Below are 17,488 nucleotides of genomic sequence, written 5' to 3'. Positions count from 1 at the left end.
CGGTGGAGCGCCACTTCGTTCCGAAAGTGATCGGTGTCTGGGTCGACAGAGAGGTCACTCCTTGTGACGCATTCAGGCTGTGTGTCCGATCCGAGGGCGGGTACCCGTCCGGCGCCTGAAGAGGTCCGCTCCGCGAGAAGGAGGCCCGCATGAGCAGTGGATCGGAGACCGGCGGTGTGACCGGTACGCAGGACAAGGACTACAACCTCATCTGGTATGTCGAGGCGTGCCTGAACAATGCCCTGCGCCTGGAGAGCTACATCCAGGACGCCGAGCGCGCCAAGGACACCGAGGTCGCGGACCTGTTCCGCAAGGCCCAGGCGGACAGCCGCAAGGGTGCCGAACTGGGCAAGAGGCTGCTGCGCGCGCGCCTCGACGGAGGCTGAGGCGCACCGGCCCTCCAGGGTCCGGACCCTGCCGGGGTCCGGGCCCTTCTCGTTGTCAGAGCCGGAAGACTTCGCTGACCCGCTCGGCGAGTTCGCCCTCCGTCATCGTGCCGTCCACCGTGATGGCGGGCAGCCGCAGTCGTGCGGTCTCCTCGTGCAGCCGCCTCGTGTACATGGTGTCCCGCAGGGCGATGTCGCGATCGGCCCGCTCCGGATCGCTCTTCCGCGTGAAGGTTCCCTCCGGCAGGGCACGGCTCCCGAACGCGACCTGGCGGAATTCCGGTGTGGGAAGCGGCCACACCGCGTGTCGGGGCTCGGTGAGCAGCGGCTCCATCAGGTGCGGCAGCAGCCCGAATCCAACGACGACGACCGGCGTCCGGCGCGGTAGGCGCGCGAGATCCTCGAGAATCAGGCCGAAGGCCTCGCCCCGGAACCGGTGGAACGTCTCGAGCATGATCGCGGGGGAGCGGTCGACCCACCGTTCGTCATGTCCATGGCCATGTGGACGTGCCCGCACCGCTTCCATGTGCATCACGGGCAGATCTACGTCGAGAGCGACCCGGACGACCACGCGCCGGGTCTGGCCGAAGCGTTCGCCGGGCAGAGAGCGGGCCTGTGCGGGGCGGCGACCCCGCGCCCTGTGGCTGAACACCGGTTTGCACACCGGCGACGTCGGCTTCACGGTCGAGGTGCACGACCGGGCTCCCCCGCTGGACCCGTCCTGGGAGGACGCGGTCGAGGTGTCCTTCCGCCCGGCTTCCGCGGACAGCGCGCTCGTGCAGTGGGCGGGGGAGGCCTCCTGGCCGCTCGGTCTGGGGGAGACCGACTACCGCGTGCGGTACTGCGCCGAGGGCATGGACCGGGCGGGCGAGAAGGACACGCGGCTCGAAGGCGAACCCCAACTGGACCGCTACCTGCTTCAGTTCCGGCCGGCCCCGCCCGAGCGCGACCGCGTGCTGAGGCAGACGTCGCGGAGCGCCGCCTACTGGCACGACTATGCCCGGAAGCTGCCGCCCCCGCCGACTCCGGCCGAACGCGCCGAGGCCGAACGCAGGGCCCGTCTCGCCCGTGAGACGGCGGAACGGGAACGCCTCCTGGCCTTCGAACGCCACCGGTGGGGCGGCCGGATGCCGAGCGCGGCCCTGCGCGACGTCCGGGGCGATGTCAGTGGCCTGCGCGACTTCGACCCCGCCTTCCTGCACGCCCTCGACGCCGCGGGCCCCGCCGTCCAGCGGGCGGTGGCCCGGTTCGCGGCCCACCGGGCCTGTGAGGCCGCGGGTTTCACCGCCCTGGACTGGGTCGCCGACGCCCTCACGGCCCTGGACGAGGGCCGCCCCCTGCCGCCGCCCTTCGACGACGACGCCCGCATGTGGCATGCCCTCGCCTCCGATCCGGGCTTCCCGGACCGGACCGTCGGCCGGGCGGTCCCGCCCGAACGGCCGCCCTTCCGGCCCTCGCCTTCGTCCCTGGGCGCCCTGTCGCCCCAGGAGGCGGTGACGGTCCGTACGGCCTGTTCGTCACCCTCGGCCCGCCGGACCCGTCCGCGCGCATCTCGCAGCCGCACATGGCTCTGCCCGCCGTGACCGGAGCCGCCGAACCCGACACGCTCCAGGCGGCCGTGGACGCGGCGTACGCGGCCGTCGTCACATACGGTGAGAACTGGCCCGCCCTCCTCAGGGAGGTCTGGTCCCTCTGCCCGGGCGCATGTGACGGAGCGTAGTGACGGCACCGTCCCGGATGAGGTTCTGACACGTGAGTGACCCCGTCCCGTCGGGTACTCGGCCCGCCCCGCCAGGACCGGCCGGGCCGTCGTCTCACGATGCCGACCCGGCCGGCCGCCGGCCACAAGCCGAAGGAGCCCACGCATATGACGGACGTATCCGGCACCGGCCCCGCACCGGGCGACGACCGCAAGGTACTCACCAACCGCCAGGGCCATCCGGTCTACGACAACCAGAACCAGCGCACGGTCGGCGCCCGCGGCCCGGCCACGCTGGAGAACTACCAGTTCCTGGAGAAGATCAGCCACTTCGACCGGGAACGCATCCCGGAGCGCGTCGTGCACGCCCGCGGCGTCACCGCCTACGGTCACTTCGAGGCTTACGGCACCTGGGGTGACGAGCCGATCAGCCGCTACACCCGGGCCAAACTGTTCCAGGAGAGCGGCAAGCGCACGGATGTCGCCGTCCGCTTCTCCACCGTGATCGGCGGCCGGGACTCCTCCGAGGCCGCCCGCGACCCGCGTGGTTTCGCCGTGAAGTTCTACACCGAGGACGGCAACTGGGACCTGGTCGGCAACAACCTGGGCGTCTTCTTCATCCGCGACGCCATCAAGTTCCCGGACGTCATCCACGCCCTCAAGCCGGACCCGGTGACCTTCGAGCAGCAGCCGAACCGGATCTTCGACTTCATGTCGCAGACGCCGGAGGCCATGCACATGCTGGTCAACCTGTTCAGCCCGCGCGGCATCCCCGCCGACTACCGCCACATGCAGGGCTTCGGCGTCAACACCTACAAGTGGGTCAACGCCGACGGCGAGACCAAGCTGGTCAAGTACCACTGGATGCCCAAACAGGGCGTCCGCAGCATGACCGAGGAGGACGCGGCCAACGTCCAAGCCGACACCCTCGGCCACGCCACCAAGGACCTGTACGAGGCCGTGGCCCGCGGCGATCACCCGGAATGGGAGCTGCTCGTCCAGATGATGGACGACCACGACCACCCGGAGCTCGGCTTCGACCCGCTGGACGACACCAAGACCTGGCCCGAGCAGGACTTCCCGCCGAAGCCGGTGGGCCGGATGGTGCTCGACCGGATGCCGAAGGACTTCTTCGCCGAGAACGAGCAGATCTCCTTCGGCACCGGCGTCCTCGTGGACGGCCTGGACTTCTCCGACGACAAGATGCTCGTCGGCCGGACCTTCTCCTACAGCGACACCCAGCGCTACCGGGTCGGCCCGAACTACCTCCAGCTGCCCGTCAACCAGGCCAAGAACGCGGAGGTGCGCACCAACCAGCGCGACGGCCAGATGGCGTACCACCAGGACGGCGGCGGAGAGAACCCGCAGGTCAACTACGAGCCGTCCATCACCGGGGGCCTGCGTGAGGCCCGCTACCCGACCCACGACGAGCAGGGCCCCGAGATCCACGGCCGGGTGACCCGCAAGCGCATCCCCCGCACCAACGACTACCTCCAGGCCGGTCAGCGCTATCTGCTGCTGGAGGACTGGGAGCGCGACGACCTGGTGAAGAACTTCATCGGTCAACTGTCCCGGTGCGACCGGGCGATCCAGGAGCGCATGGTCTGGCACTTCCTGCTGGTCGAGAACGACCTCGGCCTGCGGGTCGGCGAGGGACTGGGCATCGGCCCGGAGGACGTGGCCGGCCTGGAGCCGCTGGCGAGCCAGGACCTCACGGACGACGACCGCGAACGCCTGGCCAACCTCGGCAAGAACAAGCCGCGTGACGTCGAGGGCCTCACCATGACCCACTGCGTCCCCGACGAACGGCACGTCGTGACCCGTTGACCGGTCACCCCGACAGGGCCGAACGGGCCGCCGCGAGCGCCTGTTCCGCGTAGCCCCGGCCGAACAGCACGGCGTGCACCAGCAGCGGGAACAGCTGGTGCACGCCGACGCGTCGGGCCCAGCCGTCGGCGAGCGGCGCGACCTCCTGGTAGCCGTCCACCACCCGCTCCAGATGCGGGCAGCCGAACAGCCTCAGCATCGCCAGGTCCGTCTCCCGGTGCCCGCCGTGCGCGGCCGGGTCGATCAGCCGGACCTGCCCGTCGGCCGCCCACAGCACATTGCCGCTCCACAGATCACCGTGCAGCCGCGCGGGCGGCTCGGCCGGCCCCGCCATCGCCGGCAGCCGCTCGCACACACGCTCCACGACGGCCGCCTCGCCGGCCCGGACCGTGCCCTGATCGACCGCCTGCCGCAGATACGGCAGCACACGCTGCTCGGCGTACCAGCGCGGCCAGTCGGTACCGGGTTCGTTGCGCATGGGCGCGAGCCCGATGTACGCGTCCGCCGGTCCGTCCGGTGGCGGCGCCCCGAACGCGGGTGCCCCGGCGGCGTGCAGCGCCGCCAGGTCCCGGCCGAACCGCACCGCCGCCTCCCCGCCCGGCCGCCCTTCCGCGACCCGGTCGAGGACCAGCCAGCCCTCTTCGTGCCCGTGCACCACCGGCACCCGCACGCTCCCGGCAGCGGCCAGCCACCGCAGCCCCGACGCCTCGGCCCGAGCCGCCCCCGGCGCGTCGGACCGCTTGACGACCACGACCCGCCCGTCGTCCAGGGTGACCTCGGCGAGAGCCCCCGACAGAGGCCGCTCGCCGCTGACCGCCCTCCCGGTGAGCCGGGCCACGACATCCGCACGGGCGGTCATCCGTACTCCCTCTCAGCGCCGGTCGATCGGCACTCAGCGTAGGACAGAGACGTTCGCCGTGTGCCGGTCACGCGGGACGGTGAAATCCCGCCGTCGGCCGACAGAACCGGCCACCGCCGGGGGAGCAGTCGGGTCATGACGAGTTCACCGTTCCAGCGCACCATCGCCCTGCCCGCCCCCGTGTGCGAACAGGCCGCACAGCACTTGGAGCAGGCCGCGCACCGGGCCATCGACGGCGCCGCGATCCCCCTGAAGGCCTTCCGTACGGCCGCCGACAACGACTTCGTCCTGCCCGTCTCGGTCGTCGAGCAGGCGGCGGCCTGCCTGCTCGTCCTCGCCACCGAGACCGCCCAGAGCGTCCGCCCGTCCGCCCTGCGTGCCACCATCAGCGTCGCGCTGCGGCTGCGCGACGCCGTGCAACTGGCCCACCAGCCCGCCCTCAGCAGCAGGTTCTGGTGAGGGCGGACCCGGACTCTCAGGCTCCGCGGAAGGCGACTTCGACCTGCCTGTGGCGCAGCGTCTCCAGCGTGGTGTGCTGCCGCCGGGCCCGCTCGATGAGCTCGTCGAGCTGCCGCGCGTCGAGTCGTCCGTCCGTGGCGGCGAGATCACGAAGGGTCTCCCAGCCCGCGATTTTGCCCTCCACGCCCAGCGCGAGCGCCTCCAACTCCCACAGCGTGCTCAGCGGTGACCGCCGCACCAGGCTGCCGTTGCTCTTCAGCCGCCCCACCTGCTCGGCCGCCCGGCCCGCGTAGACCTTGTAGCGGCGCACCGGGACGTCGAGGCTCCGCATGATGTGGAGCAGGCTCGTCCGGTCGTCGGCGATCTCGGCAGCGACCGGGGCCAGGGCGTCGGCGAGCGCCGAGCCGCGGCACGAGCGCAGCAGATACCGCACGCGCGCGGTCCCGGCGGTGGCACCGGCGAGATGATCGTTGAGGTAGATCCCCAGCAGGGACATGTCGGTGGCCGGGGCACGCTGGGCGTCCGGCGAATCCGCTCGCTGTTGCGTCATGGCGCGACTCCTGTCGTACTCCGGCCCTGCCCCACGGCCACCCTCGTGGTGATCCGTACGAGACAGGGATGGCGGGGTGTCGAGCCGGACCCGAAGCGCACGGGCGGCTCGACCGGGGCGAGGGCGCCGAGGCTCTCGCCCTTGCAGACGACGGTGGCCGAGGTGACCGGGTGCAGATCCCGGGCGCCGTACCACTGGTGCCGTCCGGCCCGGGCGCTGCCATGAGTCCGTGCTCCCAGCAGCAGACGGGCCGGCCGGTCCCACAGCGCGATCCAGCCCGGTTGCGAGGCGAGCCGGCCCGGTACCGCGCGCAGGGCGAGGCCCGGCAGGGTCCGGCGGCCGGTGGTGAAGCGCAGGCCGAACGGTGGGGCCGTGACGGTCCAGTGCCGCCGGTCGGCGACCCGCACCTCGACCGGTACGACCCGGACCTCGTCGAAGACGTACGTGCCGGCGACGAAGTCCGCGGTCTCGCGCGTGGGCGCCAGCAGCAGCCGGTGCCCGTCGGCCCCCTCGACCATCACATCGCTGAACGGCCCGAACGGTGAGCGCGGCCAGTGCCCGAGCACCACACGGACGCCGGAGGCCGTGCCGATCCCCGCGATCCAGCCGTCGAAACGCAGCGAGCGCGCCGGCGACCGGCTTCCTGCACGCCGGGCCGGACCAGCGGGTCCGGGTCCGTAAGACAGCACGCGGGCCGGGTGCCCGGCCCCCCTGCGGCGAAACGGCAGGTGCTGCACCGGCCCCGCCGCGGGGTGCTGCGTCGTCGGCGGGTGTGGCCGAGGCCACGCCCCGGACGAGGTCCCGATCACGTCCGGGTGCGGGAAGCGGCGGTTACCGTCTACGACCAGATCCCGCTCCCTTCCTTCGGACGGTCCGGCAGTGCAAGCAGATCTCTCCCCTGTCATAGCGGCGACCGCCCAGTGGCTGACCCGCGCCTTTCCCGCCTCCGGCGGTGCGCTGGCCTCCGCCCTGTGCGAGGTCCAGGCACGGCAGGCCGTGACCGTGGCGGCGTGGCTGAGGTACCCGACGGCGATGGACGCGGCCCTGCTCGGCATCGCCGGCCCCGGCGGCTCCGGGCGGCTCGACTGGGTCACCGGCGCCGACGCGGCCCTCGGCGACGACCTGGACGCGCACGCCTGGCGCACCTGGGTGGACGAGGTCGTGGCGAGCTGGGCGGCCTGCCTGCTCACGGACCGGGAGCTGGCCGCCCGCGCCGTGGCCGCGCTCGCCGACGGCAGCCACAGCACCGGATCGCGGGCCGAGTTCCGGCGGTTGATCGCCCCCGACGACAGTGACCGGAAGGCCGCCGCCCTGCTGCGCCACCCCGACCTGCTCGCGCCCGTCGCGGACCTGCACCAGGAGCAGCTCCTCGACCGCCTGAACCCGGGCCGCACGCTCATCGCCTGACCCACCCCGCGCCGCCACGGCTCGCCGGCCGGTACGCCGGCCCCGGGCGGGTCTCTGCCTGCGCGGACGGTTGCTTGCGCGGACGGTTGCCCGCGCGGACGGTTCTTCGCCCCGCACTGCGTCCGAGCCCGGCCTCCGTTCCGGGCCCGCGCGGGCGGGCCTTTACCCCGGCCCTCCCCGCGAGCCTCCGGCCAGGCCCGCTGACCTGGGCAGACAACCCGTCGGCCGCGCACCTCACCCTCCGTGACTCACCGGTTTGCCGTATGCGACCGTGCCGCGCTCGCACGGTCGGCGGACGCTGATCGTGGGCTCGACGGCCCTCCGGCCCGCGTTCGCCGGACCGAGGCGCACCCGTCGTGCCGTGCTGCGCCGCCGACGGAGGAGAGACCGACATGACCACCGCCCTCTCACGCAACTGGGAACACGCCGTCGTCACCGGCGGCGCCGGGTTCGTCGGTTCCCACCTGTGCGCCGCCCTGCTGGACGGGGGCGCTGCCGTCACCTGCGTGGACGACTTCAGCACCGGCCGGCCCGAGAACATATCGCCGCTGCTCGAACAGCCCGGCTTCACGCTGGTGCAGGCCAACGTCACCGAGGGGCTGCGGATCAAGCGGCCGCCGGACCTGGTCCTGCACTTCGCCTCCCCGGCGTCCCCGGCGGACTACCTGCGCCTCCCGCTGCACACCATGGAGACCGGCAGCCTCGGCACCCGCAACGCCCTGGAGCTCGCGCACTCCTCCCGCGCCCGCTTCGTCCTCGCCTCGACCTCCGAGGTCTACGGGGACCCGCAGCAGAACCCGCAGGACGAGCGCTACTGGGGCAACGTCAACCCCGTCGGACCGCGCAGCGTCTACGACGAGGCCAAGCGCTTCGGGGAGGCGCTGACCACCGCCCACGCCGACACCCACGGCACCGACACCTGCATCGTGCGGCTGTTCAACACCTACGGCCCCAGGATGCGCGGGCACGACGGACGCGCGGTGCCGACCTTCGTGCGGCAGGCCCTGGCCGGCGAGCCGCTCACCGTGACCGGCGACGGCCGCCAGACCCGGTCGCTGTGCTACGTCGACGACACCGTGCGCGGCATCCTCGCCGCCGCCGCGCACGGCATGCGCGGCCCCGTCAACATCGGCAATCCGACCGAGATCACCATGCTCGATCTGGCGCGCCTCGTCGTCGAACTCGCCGAGTCCTCCTCGGAGATCCGCTACATCGAACGCCCGGTGGACGACCCGGCCGTGCGCTGTCCGGACATCACGCTGGCCCGCGACAAGCTCGGCTGGGAACCGCAGGTGCGTGCCGAGGAGGGGCTGCGGCGCACGATCGCCTGGTTCCGCGAGGCCGGCACCGAGGAGTGACCCCGCCCGGGCACCCCGCACCGCCGCGTCCGGATCCCCCCACCGCCGAAAGGCCCGCCTCCCCATGCGCATCCTCGGAATCAACGCCCTCTTCCACGACCCCGCCGCCGCCCTGGTGATCGACGGACGGACCGTCGCAGCCGCCGAGGAGGAGCGGTTCTCCCGGCGCAAGCACGGCAAGAGGCCCCTGCCGTTCTCCGCCTGGGAACTGCCCGAGCGGGCGGCGGCCTGGTGCCTGAAGCGGGCCGGGCTGCGTCCGCAGGACCTCGACGCGGTCACCTACTCCTTCGACCCGGCCCTCGCCCGGCCGGCCGAGGACATGGGCCTGGACGACCCGTGGGACCACCTGCGGCTGACCTACGCCCGGGAGGCACCCGGCTTCCTCACGACCGCCCTGCCCGGCCTCGACCCCGGCGTCGTCCGCTTCGTGCCGCACCACATGGCCCACGCGGCCTCCAGTGCCTTCGCCGCACCGGACGCCGGGAACTCCTCCGTCCTGGTCCTCGACGGCCGCGGCGAACGAGCCTCCCACCTGGCCGCCCGGCGCGTGGGCGACCGCTTGGAGGCGCTGCACGCCCAGGACCTGCCGCACTCGCTCGGCCTGGTCTACGAGGAACTCACCGAACACCTCGGATTCCTGCGTTCCTCCGACGAGTTCAAGGTGATGGCCCTCGCCTCCCACGGCACCCCGCGCATGCTCGCCGAACTGCGCCGCCACGTGTACCCCACCGGTGACGGCGGCTTCCACGCCACCGGCGTGCCCTGGCACGAGCTGTGTCCGCCCCGCAGGCCCGACGAGCCGTGGACGCAGGACCACGCCGACGTTGCCGCCGCCGCCCAGGCCGTGCTGGAGGAGACCCTGCTCGACCTCGTGCGCTGGCTGCACGGGCGGACCCACGACCGGGTGCTCACCCTCGCCGGCGGCGTCGCCCTCAACTGCGTCGCCAACTCCCGTATCGCCCGCGAGGGCCCCTTCTCCCGGGTGTGGGTGCAGCCCGCGGCGGGAGACGCCGGTACCGCGCTGGGCGGCGCCCTGCTGCTGTCCGCCGTGGAGGGCGACGAACCGGAGGCCATGGCCGGAGCCGACCTCGGCCGGGAATGGTCCGACGCGGAGCTCGCAGCCTGGCTGAAGACCGCGGCCGTACCCTTCGAGCGGCCGCCGGACATCGCCGCGACCGTCGCCCGCGCCCTGGCGGACAACGGGATCGTCGCCTGGTTCCAGGGCCGCTCCGAGTACGGCCCCCGGGCGCTCGGCCACCGCTCCCTGCTGGCCCACCCCGGGCACGCGGGCAATCTGGAACGGCTCAACGACGTCAAGGGTCGTGAGCAGTTCCGGCCCGTCGCCCCGATGGTCCTCGCCGACCGCGCCGCCGACATCTTCGACGGCCCGCTGCCCAGCCCGTACATGCTGTTCGTGCACGACGTGGCCCCCGCCTGGCGGGACCGCATCCCCGCCGTCGTGCACGTGGACGGCACCGCCCGCATCCAGACCGTCGACCCGGACCGCGAACCACTCGTCGCCCGGATGCTCGGTGAGTTCGAGCGGCTCACCGGGGTGCCCGTGGTCGTCAACACCAGCCTCAACACCGCCGGGCGGCCCATGGTCGACGACCCGCGCGACGCCCTGGAGTGCTTCGGCTCCTCGCCCGTCGACCTGCTGGCCATCGGCCCGTACGCGATCCGGCGCGGTGACCTCTTCCGTACCGACTCCCGCAGCGACGACGCCGGAGGCCCCCGATGACCGCACCCGAAGCCATGGCGCGCGACGCCGAGTACGCCGTCGTGATCCCGACGCTCGGCCGGCCCAGCCTGGGCGCCTGCCTGCACGCCCTCGCCGAGGCGTCCGGGCCGGGCCCCGTCCGGGTGGTCCTCGTCGACGACCGGCCCGACGCGACTCGGGTACCGCTGACCGCCGACGTGCCGCCCTCCCTGCGCGCGCGCACCATCGTCGTTCCCGGCGGGGCGCGCGGGCCCGCCGCCGCACGCAACCTCGGCTGGCGGGCCGCCGGTGACGTGCCCTGGATCGTCTTCCTCGACGACGACGTCGTCCCCGGGCCCACCTGGGGCGACGACCTGACCCTGGACCTGGCCGCGGCCACCGAGCGGGCCGCCGGGATCACCGCCCGCATCGAGGTGCCCCTGCCCGCCGACCGGCGCCCCACGGACTGGGAACGCAACACGGCCGGACTCGCCGGCGCCCGCTGGATCACCGCCGACATGGCGTACCGCAGGGCCGCGCTGACGGCAGTGGGCGGATTCGACGAACGCTTCCGGCGGGCCTTCCGGGAGGACGCCGACCTCGCCCTGCGCATGCTCGACGCCGGATGGACCCTCACCGCCGGCCGGCGCACCACCACCCACCCCGTCCGGCCCGCCGGGCGCTGGGTCTCCGTCCGGCTCCAGGCAGGCAACGCCGACGACGTGCTGATGACCCGGCTGCACGGCCGTCACTGGTGGCGCCGGGCGGATGCACCCCGCGGGCGCCTGCCCCTGCATCTGGCGGTGACCGGAGCGGGCGTGACGGCGCTCGGCTGCGCCCTGCTCGGCCGGCACCGGGCCGCCGCGGCCTGCGCCGCCACGTGGCTGGCCGGCACCACCGAGTTCGCCCTCGCCCGGATCCTGCCCGGACCGGGTACCCGCGACGAGGTCCTCACCATGACGGTGACCAGTGTCCTCGTTCCGCCCGCGGCGACCTGGCACTGGCTGCGGGGGCGGCTCGTGCACCGCAAGGCCCGGCCGCACACCGCGTTCGGCAGCGGTGAACCGGCGCCCGCGCCCCGCCCGGCGGTCCGGGAACGGCTGCGGTCATGACGCCGCCCCTTCGCCCGTGGCTGCTCCCCGGGGACGTGCGGCAGCACCCCCACGACCCGGGCAGCCCGCTCCCCGCGGCCGTCCTCTTCGACCGCGACGGCACGCTCGTCGCCGACGTGCCCTACAACGGCGACCCGTCGCGCGTCGCGCCCATGCCGGGTGCCCGGGAGGCCGTGGACACCGTGCGCGCCGCCGGGGTGCCCGTCGGCGTCGTGACCAACCAGTCGGGCGTGGCCCGGGGCCTGCTGACCCGGCGTGAGGTGGCGGACGTACGGCTGCGGGTGGAGGAGCTGCTCGGGCCGTTCGCCGTCTGGGCCGTGTGCCCGCACGGGCCGGGGGAGGGCTGCGCGTGCCGCAAACCGGCACCCGGACTGATCCTGGCGGCCTGCGGCCGGCTCGCCGTTCCGCCCGAACGCACCGTGGTGATCGGCGACATCGGAGCGGACATGGAGGCCGCGCGTGCGGCGGGGGCCCGCGGGGTGCTGGTCCCCACGGCTGTCACTCGTGCCGAGGAGGTCATGGCGGCGGACGCCACGGCAGCGGACCTGCCGGAGGCCGTACGTCTCGCCCTGGACTCGGCCGTGCCGACAGGGGAGGCGCGATGAGCCCCCTGCTGTCCCGCGCCCGCCTTCCCCGCACCCTCGTGGTGCGCCTCGACAGCTCCGGGGACGTGCTTCTGGCAGGGCCCGCCGTACGCGCCGTCGCCGCCGGATCCTCGTACACCGCGCTGCTGTGCGGACCGCAGGGCGCAGCGGCCGGGCGGATGCTGCCCGGCGTCGACGACGTGCTGATCCACGACGCCCCCTGGGTCGGGCTGGAACCGCCGCCGGTCACGCGGGCGGCCACCCGGCAGCTGATGCGGACGCTCACGGCAGGCCGCTTCGACCGGGCGCTCGTGCTGGTGTCGTACCACCAGAGCCCGCTGCCGATCGCCCTGCTGCTGAAGCTCGCCGGGATCGGATGGACCGCGGCCGACTGCGAGGACTACCCCGGCGCGCTCCTCGACCTCAGGCACCGCAGGCTGCCGCACCGGCACGAGGTACGGGCCGCCCTCGACCTCGCCGAGGCCGCGGGTTTCGCGCTTCCGCCCGGGGACGACGGCCGGCCACGCGTCCTGCCGCCGCCGCGCACCACCCACCTCACCGGCCCCGAGCCGTACGTCGTCCTCCACCCCGGCGCGGCCGTACCCGCGCGGGCCTGGACCCCGGGCCGGGCGGCACGGGCCGTCGCCGCGCTGTCCGCGGCGGGCCACCGCGTGGTCGTCACGGGCGGGCGCACCGAGCGTGACCTGACCGCCCGGGTCGCCGGACGGCACGCCTTGGACCTCGGCGGCGCCACCGACCTGCCACAACTGGCCGGAGTGCTGGCCGGGGCCCGGGCCCTGGTGGCCGGCAACACCGGCCCGGCGCATCTCGCCGCCGCCGTGGGCACGCCCGTCGTGAGCCTCTTTGCGCCGGTCGTGCCGCCCGAGCGCTGGGCCCCCTACGGCGTGCCGCACGTCCTGCTCGGCGACCCGCACGCCGCCTGCGCGGACACCCGGGCACGGCACTGCCCGGTGCCGGGACACCCCTGCCTCGACGGCATCGGCGACGCCGAGGTGCTCGCCGCCGTGGCGGCCCTCACGGACCACCCGGCGGACCGGGGAGAACAGACCGAACGAGGAGCGGCCGTATGAACATCCTGCTGTGGCACGTGCACGGCTCCTGGACGACTGCCTTCGTTCAGGGCCCGCACACCTACCTCGTCCCGGTCACCCCCGACCGCGGCCCGGACGGCCTCGGGCGGGCCCGCACCTTCACCTGGCCGGCCTCGGTCCGCGAGGTCACCCCCGAAGAACTCCGCGACACGCCCGTCGACCTGGTCCTGCTCCAACGGCCCCACGAGTCGGCGCTGGCCGAACGCTGGCTCGGCGGACGCCGCCCCGGCCGGGACGTGCCCGCGGTGTACCTGGAGCACAACGCGCCCGACGGCGACGTACCGGACACCCGGCACCCGTGCGCCGACCGCGACGACCTGACACTCGTGCACGTCACGCACTTCAACCGGCTGTTCTGGGACTGCGGAACCACCCGGACCGCCGTGATCGAACACGGCATCGTCGACCCGGGCCACCGCTACAGCGGCCGGCTCGCCCGAGCCGCCGTCGTCGTCAACGAACCCGTGCGGCGCGCCCGGTACACCGGCACGGACCTGCTGCCCGCCCTCGCCGAGGCCGTTCCGCTCGACGTGTTCGGAATGGGCACCGAGGGCCTGGCCGGGCACCTCGGCCTGCCACCGGACCGGTGCCGCACCGCCGACCTCCCCCAGAGCGACCTGCACACGGCCCTGGCCGAACGCCGGATGTACCTGCACCCGGTGCGCTGGACCTCCCTCGGCCTGTCCCTGCTGGAGGCGATGCACCTCGGCCTGCCCGTGCTGGCGCTCGCCACCACCGGGACGGTCGAGGCGGTCCCGCCCGGTGCCGGCACCCTGACCACCCGCCCCGACGCCCTGGCCCGCGTCGCCCGCCGCTACCTCCACGAACCCGAGGCCGCGGCCGCGGACGGAGCCCGCGCCCGCCAGGCAGCCCTCGAACGCTACGGGCTCAAGCGCTTCCTGGCCGACTGGGAGCGCCTGATCACGGAGGTGTGCTCATGACCCCGTCCCTCAGCCCCTTCCCCGCCGGACCGCTCGGCGGCGACCCCCTCGACCCGGGCGTCCTCGCCGTCGCCCTCGTCTCCGAGCACGCGAGCCCCCTCGCCGCGCTCGGCGGGGTCGACGCCGGGGGGCAGAACGTCCACGTCGCCTGCCTCGCGGGCGCACTGGCCGACCGGGGCCACCGCGTCACCGTCTACACCCGCCGTGACGCGCCCGACCTGCCCGGCCGGGTGGCGCTGCGTGACGGCGTCGAGGTGCACCACGTGCCCGCCGGACCGGCAGAGCCGCTCCCGAAGGACGCGCTCCTGCCGCACATGGACGAGTTCGGCCGCTACCTGGCCCGCAGCTGGCGCACTCGGGCGCCCGACCTCGTGCACTCCCACTACTGGATGTCGGGTCTGGCAGCCCTGCACGCGACCCGCGAAACGGGGCTGCCGCTGCTGCACACGTATCACGCCCTCGGCACGGTGAAGCGACGGCACCAGCGGCTCGCCGACACCAGCCCGCCGGAGCGGATCCCCGGCGAGATCGAGATCGGACTGGGCTGCGACCGCATCATCGCCACCTGCCGGGACGAGGCCCACGAACTCGCCCGCATGGGCATACCCCCGCACCGGGTGGGCATCGTGCCGTGCGGCGTCGACACCGACCGGTTCACCCCCAAGGGCCCCGCGGCGCCGCGCGGACCGTACCCGCACCGGCTGCTCCAGCTGGGGCGCCTCGTGCCGCGCAAGGGCGCCGCGGTGACCATCGCCGCGCTGGCCCGGCTGCCCGAGACCGAGCTGGTCGTGATCGGCGGGCCGCCCGCGGACCGGCTCGACGACGACCCGGAGGTGCGCCGGCTGCGCGGCATCGCCCGGGACGCGGGCGTCGCCGACCGGGTGCGCTTCGCCGGTGCCCTGCCCAGCGAGGAGGTGCCGGCGCTGCTGCGCTCCGCCGACGTGGTGATCTGCCCCGCCGACTACGAACCCTTCGGCATCGTCCCGCTGGAGGCCATGGCCTGCGGCGTGCCCGTCGTGGCCAGCGCGGTCGGCGGGCAGCTCGACACCGTCGCCGACCCGGGCACCGGACGGCTGGTGCCGCCCCGCGACCCCGAGGCCCTGGCCCGCGCCGTCGCCGGCCTGCTCGCCGACCCGGCGGCCCGCGCGGCCTGCGGGGCGGCAGGCCGGCGCCGGGTCCTGAGCCGGTACGGCTGGGGCCAGGTCGCCGCGGCCACCGAGGCCGTCTACTGCGAGGTCCTCGACACCGAGACCGCCGCGACCGGCGCCGGCTGACCGCCCCGCCCGGCCGCCGCCCCCGACGACAGCCGACAGCCGACAGCCGCCGACGTCCTACGTTCGAAGGAGGTGTGGGTTCGCCGCCGTCACCCACGGCGGCACGCCCGACCGACATGAGCGAACCCCTCGCACACCCCGCCCTGGAAGCCGCGCGGCTGCACTGCCTGTCACTGGAGGAAGCCCTCGAACGGTTCCGCGAAGACGGTCTCGACCGGGTCGCGCACTGGGGCGGCCGACTCGCCGAGGTCCTCACCGGCGGCGGCCGGCTGCTCGCCGCGGGCAACGGCGGCAGCGCCGCCCAGGCCCAGCACCTCACCGCCGAACTGGTGGGCCGCTACCGCCAGGAGCGGCGCGCCTACTCCGCGCTCGCCCTGCACGCCGAGACGTCCAGCATGACCGCCATCGGCAACGACTACGGCTTCGACCACGTCTACGCCCGCCAGGTCACCGCCCACGGCCGCCCGGGCGACATCCTGATGCTGCTCTCCACCTCCGGCCGCAGCCCCAACCTCATCGCCGCCGCCGTGACCGCCCGGGAGGCCGGACTGCGCGTGTGGGCGCTGACCGGACGCGGCCCGAACCCACTCGCCGAAGCCGCCCACGAAGCCCTGTGCGTCGACGCCGGCAGCACCGCCACCGTCCAGGAGACCCATCTCGTCGCCGTCCACCTGCTGTGCGAGTGCTTCGACACGGCCGTGTCCACGCCCCTCGCACGGCGCGCGGTCCTCACCCACGGGAGCACGTCATGACCGGGCCGCACCCGCTCGCCGTCGTGGGGGACGTCCTCCTCGACGAGGACATCGAAGGCGTCTCCACCCGGCTCTCCCCGGACGCCCCCGCCCCCGTCGTCGACGTCACCGGCGACCGCCGCCACCCCGGCGGAGCCGGTCTGGCCGCCGCCCTCGCCGCCCGCGGCGGCCGGGAGGTGGTCCTGGTGACCGCGCTCGGAGACGACGACGCCAGTGAGGCGGTACGACGCGATCTGCGCGGCCGGGTCCGGCTGCTGGAGATCCCGCTGAACGGCACCCTGCCGGTCAAGACCCGTGTCCTCGCGGGCGGGCGGCCCGTCGTCCGCATCGACCGGGGCGGCGGAACCCCGGGCGAGCCCGGCGACGCGGTCCGAGAAGCGCTGGCCGAGGCGCACGCCGTCCTCGTGGCCGACTACGGCCGGCACACCGCCGGCGCACTGCGGCCGCTCCTCGAGGACGCCGCCCGCCGCACCCCGCTGGTGTGGGACCCCCACCCCCAGGGGGACCCGCCCGTGCCCGGAGCCCGGCTCGTCACCCCCAACGCGGCGGAGGCACAGGCCCTGCACCCCGGGTCCGGAGGGACCACCCTGGGCGCGTACGCCGAGCGCGGGGCTCGTCTCGCCGAGCGCTGGCGGGCCGCCGGTGTCGCCGTCACCCTCGGCGAGCGCGGGGTGCTGCTGGCCCGGCCGGGCTCCGGCACCCCGATGCTCGTCCCCGTGCCCTACCTGGCAGCCGGGGACCCCTGCGGCGCGGGCGACTGCTTCGCCGCCACGACGACGGCGGCCCTCGCCGACGGCCTGCTCCCCGAGGAGGCGCTGCAGCGGGCGGTCGCCGAGGCGGCCGCGTTCGTCGCGGCGGGCGGCGCGGGCAATCCCGACCTGTGGCGGACCGAGCCGGCGCCCGGCCCCGAGGACGACGCCGCGACCGACGCGTTCGGCCTCGCGGAGAGGGTCCGGGCAAGCGGTGGCACCGTCGTCGCCACGGGCGGCTGCTTCGACCTGGTGCACGCCGGCCACGTCGGCCTGCTGGAGAGCGCCCGGCGCATCGGCGACTGCCTCATCGTGTGCCTGAACTCCGACGCGTCCGTGGCCCGCCGCAAGGGCCCGGGGCGCCCGCTCAACCCGGCGGTGGACCGCGCCCGCGTCCTCGCCGCGCTCGGCAGCGTCGACGCCGTCGTGGTCTTCGAGGAGGACACTCCCGAGGCGGTACTGGCCCGGCTGCGGCCGGACGTCTGGGTCAAGGGCGGTGACTACTCCGTCCAGGACCTGCCCGAGGCGGAGGTGCTCCGCACCTGGGGCGGCCAGGCCGTGGTCCTGCCGTACCTGGACGGCCGCTCCACGACCCTGCTGGCCCGCCGGGCGGCGAAGGCGGCGGAGGAGGCGCTGCGGCCGTAGGGGCGCAACGAGGCGGAGCCGTGCGGCGCCTGGAGGGCTGCGCGGCACGCGGTAGACACCGGCCTGCTGTGTCGA

At 74.6% G+C, this 17,488-nt stretch carries 19 protein-coding genes; 15 read left to right on the top strand and 4 right to left on the bottom strand.

The genetic code is table 11. The annotated features are described in order from the left end of the window. Positions 1-149 precede the first annotated feature (149 nt). On the top strand, positions 150-386 hold the full coding sequence (locus tag ACIRDU_RS29020) for a hypothetical protein (RefSeq protein ID WP_403584632.1): 237 nt from the start codon (positions 150-152) through the stop codon (positions 384-386). 55 nt (positions 387-441) lie between these two features. Here ACIRDU_RS29020 and ACIRDU_RS29015 read toward each other — a convergent pair whose 3' ends face one another. Further along, positions 442-840 carry a hypothetical protein gene (locus ACIRDU_RS29015; RefSeq protein WP_403584630.1) on the bottom strand — a complete coding sequence of 133 codons (399 nt, stop codon included), beginning with the start codon at positions 838-840 and terminating at the stop codon, positions 442-444. Between the two features lie 202 nt (positions 841-1,042). Between ACIRDU_RS29015 and ACIRDU_RS29010 the strand changes: the two genes are divergently transcribed. The 3 genes from ACIRDU_RS29010 (at position 1,043) to ACIRDU_RS29000 (ending at position 3,912) form a co-directional block, all read left to right on the top strand. Further along, on the top strand, positions 1,043-1,969 hold the full coding sequence (locus tag ACIRDU_RS29010; RefSeq protein WP_403584628.1) for a hypothetical protein: 927 nt from the start codon (positions 1,043-1,045) through the stop codon (positions 1,967-1,969). Further along, the gene (locus tag ACIRDU_RS29005; protein ID WP_403584626.1) at positions 1,951-2,106 is read left to right on the top strand and encodes a hypothetical protein; all 156 of its coding nucleotides are present in this window, start codon (positions 1,951-1,953) and stop codon (positions 2,104-2,106) included. Before ACIRDU_RS29010 ends, ACIRDU_RS29005 begins: the two co-directional genes overlap by 19 nt. Before the next feature lie 147 nt (positions 2,107-2,253). Further along, positions 2,254-3,912 carry a catalase gene (locus ACIRDU_RS29000; protein ID WP_403584623.1) on the top strand — a complete coding sequence of 553 codons (1,659 nt, stop codon included), beginning with the start codon at positions 2,254-2,256 and terminating at the stop codon, positions 3,910-3,912. A 4-nt stretch (positions 3,913-3,916) separates the two neighbouring features. Here ACIRDU_RS29000 and ACIRDU_RS28995 read toward each other — a convergent pair whose 3' ends face one another. Continuing rightward, positions 3,917-4,771: a fructosamine kinase family protein gene (locus tag ACIRDU_RS28995; RefSeq protein WP_403584620.1), complete on the bottom strand. Its 855-nt coding sequence runs from the start codon at positions 4,769-4,771 to the stop codon at positions 3,917-3,919. A 135-nt stretch (positions 4,772-4,906) separates the two neighbouring features. Here ACIRDU_RS28995 and ACIRDU_RS28990 point away from each other — a divergent pair, with 135 nt between their 5' ends. Next, the gene (locus ACIRDU_RS28990; RefSeq protein ID WP_403584617.1) at positions 4,907-5,230 is read left to right on the top strand and encodes a hypothetical protein; all 324 of its coding nucleotides are present in this window, start codon (positions 4,907-4,909) and stop codon (positions 5,228-5,230) included. A 16-nt stretch (positions 5,231-5,246) separates the two neighbouring features. Here the strand turns inward: ACIRDU_RS28990 and ACIRDU_RS28985 are convergent, their stop codons facing one another. Both ACIRDU_RS28985 and ACIRDU_RS28980 read right to left on the bottom strand, forming a co-directional pair. Beyond that, on the bottom strand, positions 5,247-5,780 hold the full coding sequence (locus tag ACIRDU_RS28985) for a hypothetical protein (protein WP_403584614.1): 534 nt from the start codon (positions 5,778-5,780) through the stop codon (positions 5,247-5,249). After that, positions 5,777-6,466, bottom strand: coding sequence for a hypothetical protein (locus ACIRDU_RS28980; RefSeq protein WP_403584755.1), 690 nt, complete (start codon positions 6,464-6,466; stop codon positions 5,777-5,779). Before ACIRDU_RS28980 ends, ACIRDU_RS28985 begins: the two co-directional genes overlap by 4 nt. Positions 6,467-6,659: 193 nt before the next feature. Between ACIRDU_RS28980 and ACIRDU_RS28975 the strand changes: the two genes are divergently transcribed. The 10 genes from ACIRDU_RS28975 (at position 6,660) to rfaE2 (ending at position 17,413) form a co-directional block, all read left to right on the top strand. Beyond that, the gene (locus tag ACIRDU_RS28975) at positions 6,660-7,187 is read left to right on the top strand and encodes a hypothetical protein (RefSeq protein WP_403584611.1); all 528 of its coding nucleotides are present in this window, start codon (positions 6,660-6,662) and stop codon (positions 7,185-7,187) included. 392 nt (positions 7,188-7,579) lie between these two features. Further along, positions 7,580-8,545, top strand: coding sequence for an NAD-dependent epimerase/dehydratase family protein (locus ACIRDU_RS28970; protein ID WP_403584608.1), 966 nt, complete (start codon positions 7,580-7,582; stop codon positions 8,543-8,545). Positions 8,546-8,609: 64 nt separating this feature from the next. Then, a complete protein-coding gene (locus ACIRDU_RS28965; RefSeq protein ID WP_403584606.1) occupies positions 8,610-10,286 on the top strand; it encodes a carbamoyltransferase in 1,677 nt (558 codons plus the stop codon). After that, the gene (locus tag ACIRDU_RS28960; RefSeq protein WP_403584603.1) at positions 10,283-11,356 is read left to right on the top strand and encodes a glycosyltransferase family 2 protein; all 1,074 of its coding nucleotides are present in this window, start codon (positions 10,283-10,285) and stop codon (positions 11,354-11,356) included. Before ACIRDU_RS28965 ends, ACIRDU_RS28960 begins: the two co-directional genes overlap by 4 nt. Then, positions 11,353-11,961: a D-glycero-alpha-D-manno-heptose-1,7-bisphosphate 7-phosphatase gene (locus ACIRDU_RS28955; protein ID WP_403584601.1), complete on the top strand. Its 609-nt coding sequence runs from the start codon at positions 11,353-11,355 to the stop codon at positions 11,959-11,961. The genes ACIRDU_RS28960 and ACIRDU_RS28955 overlap by 4 nt, the downstream gene beginning before the upstream one ends. Next, a complete protein-coding gene (locus ACIRDU_RS28950) occupies positions 11,958-13,031 on the top strand; it encodes a glycosyltransferase family 9 protein (RefSeq protein ID WP_403584599.1) in 1,074 nt (357 codons plus the stop codon). Before ACIRDU_RS28955 ends, ACIRDU_RS28950 begins: the two co-directional genes overlap by 4 nt. Further along, complete coding sequence (locus tag ACIRDU_RS28945; RefSeq protein WP_403584597.1) at positions 13,028-13,993, top strand: glycosyltransferase; 966 nt, start codon at positions 13,028-13,030, stop codon at positions 13,991-13,993. Before ACIRDU_RS28950 ends, ACIRDU_RS28945 begins: the two co-directional genes overlap by 4 nt. Next, positions 13,990-15,267, top strand: a complete 1,278-nt coding sequence (locus ACIRDU_RS28940) for a glycosyltransferase (RefSeq protein ID WP_403584595.1) — start codon at positions 13,990-13,992, stop codon at positions 15,265-15,267. The genes ACIRDU_RS28945 and ACIRDU_RS28940 overlap by 4 nt, the downstream gene beginning before the upstream one ends. Positions 15,268-15,383: 116 nt before the next feature. Then, complete coding sequence (locus ACIRDU_RS28935; RefSeq protein ID WP_403584593.1) at positions 15,384-16,019, top strand: SIS domain-containing protein; 636 nt, start codon at positions 15,384-15,386, stop codon at positions 16,017-16,019. Further along, positions 16,016-17,413: a D-glycero-beta-D-manno-heptose 1-phosphate adenylyltransferase gene (gene rfaE2 / locus ACIRDU_RS28930; protein WP_403584590.1), complete on the top strand. Its 1,398-nt coding sequence runs from the start codon at positions 16,016-16,018 to the stop codon at positions 17,411-17,413. Before ACIRDU_RS28935 ends, rfaE2 begins: the two co-directional genes overlap by 4 nt. Positions 17,414-17,488: the final 75 nt, after the last annotated feature.

Origin of the sequence: Streptomyces sp. NPDC093598, from assembly GCF_044764825.1 — a bacterium.
In the GTDB taxonomy this organism is placed as follows: domain Bacteria; phylum Actinomycetota; class Actinomycetes; order Streptomycetales; family Streptomycetaceae; genus Streptomyces.
This window is presented reverse-complemented; position numbering and strand designations above follow the sequence as displayed.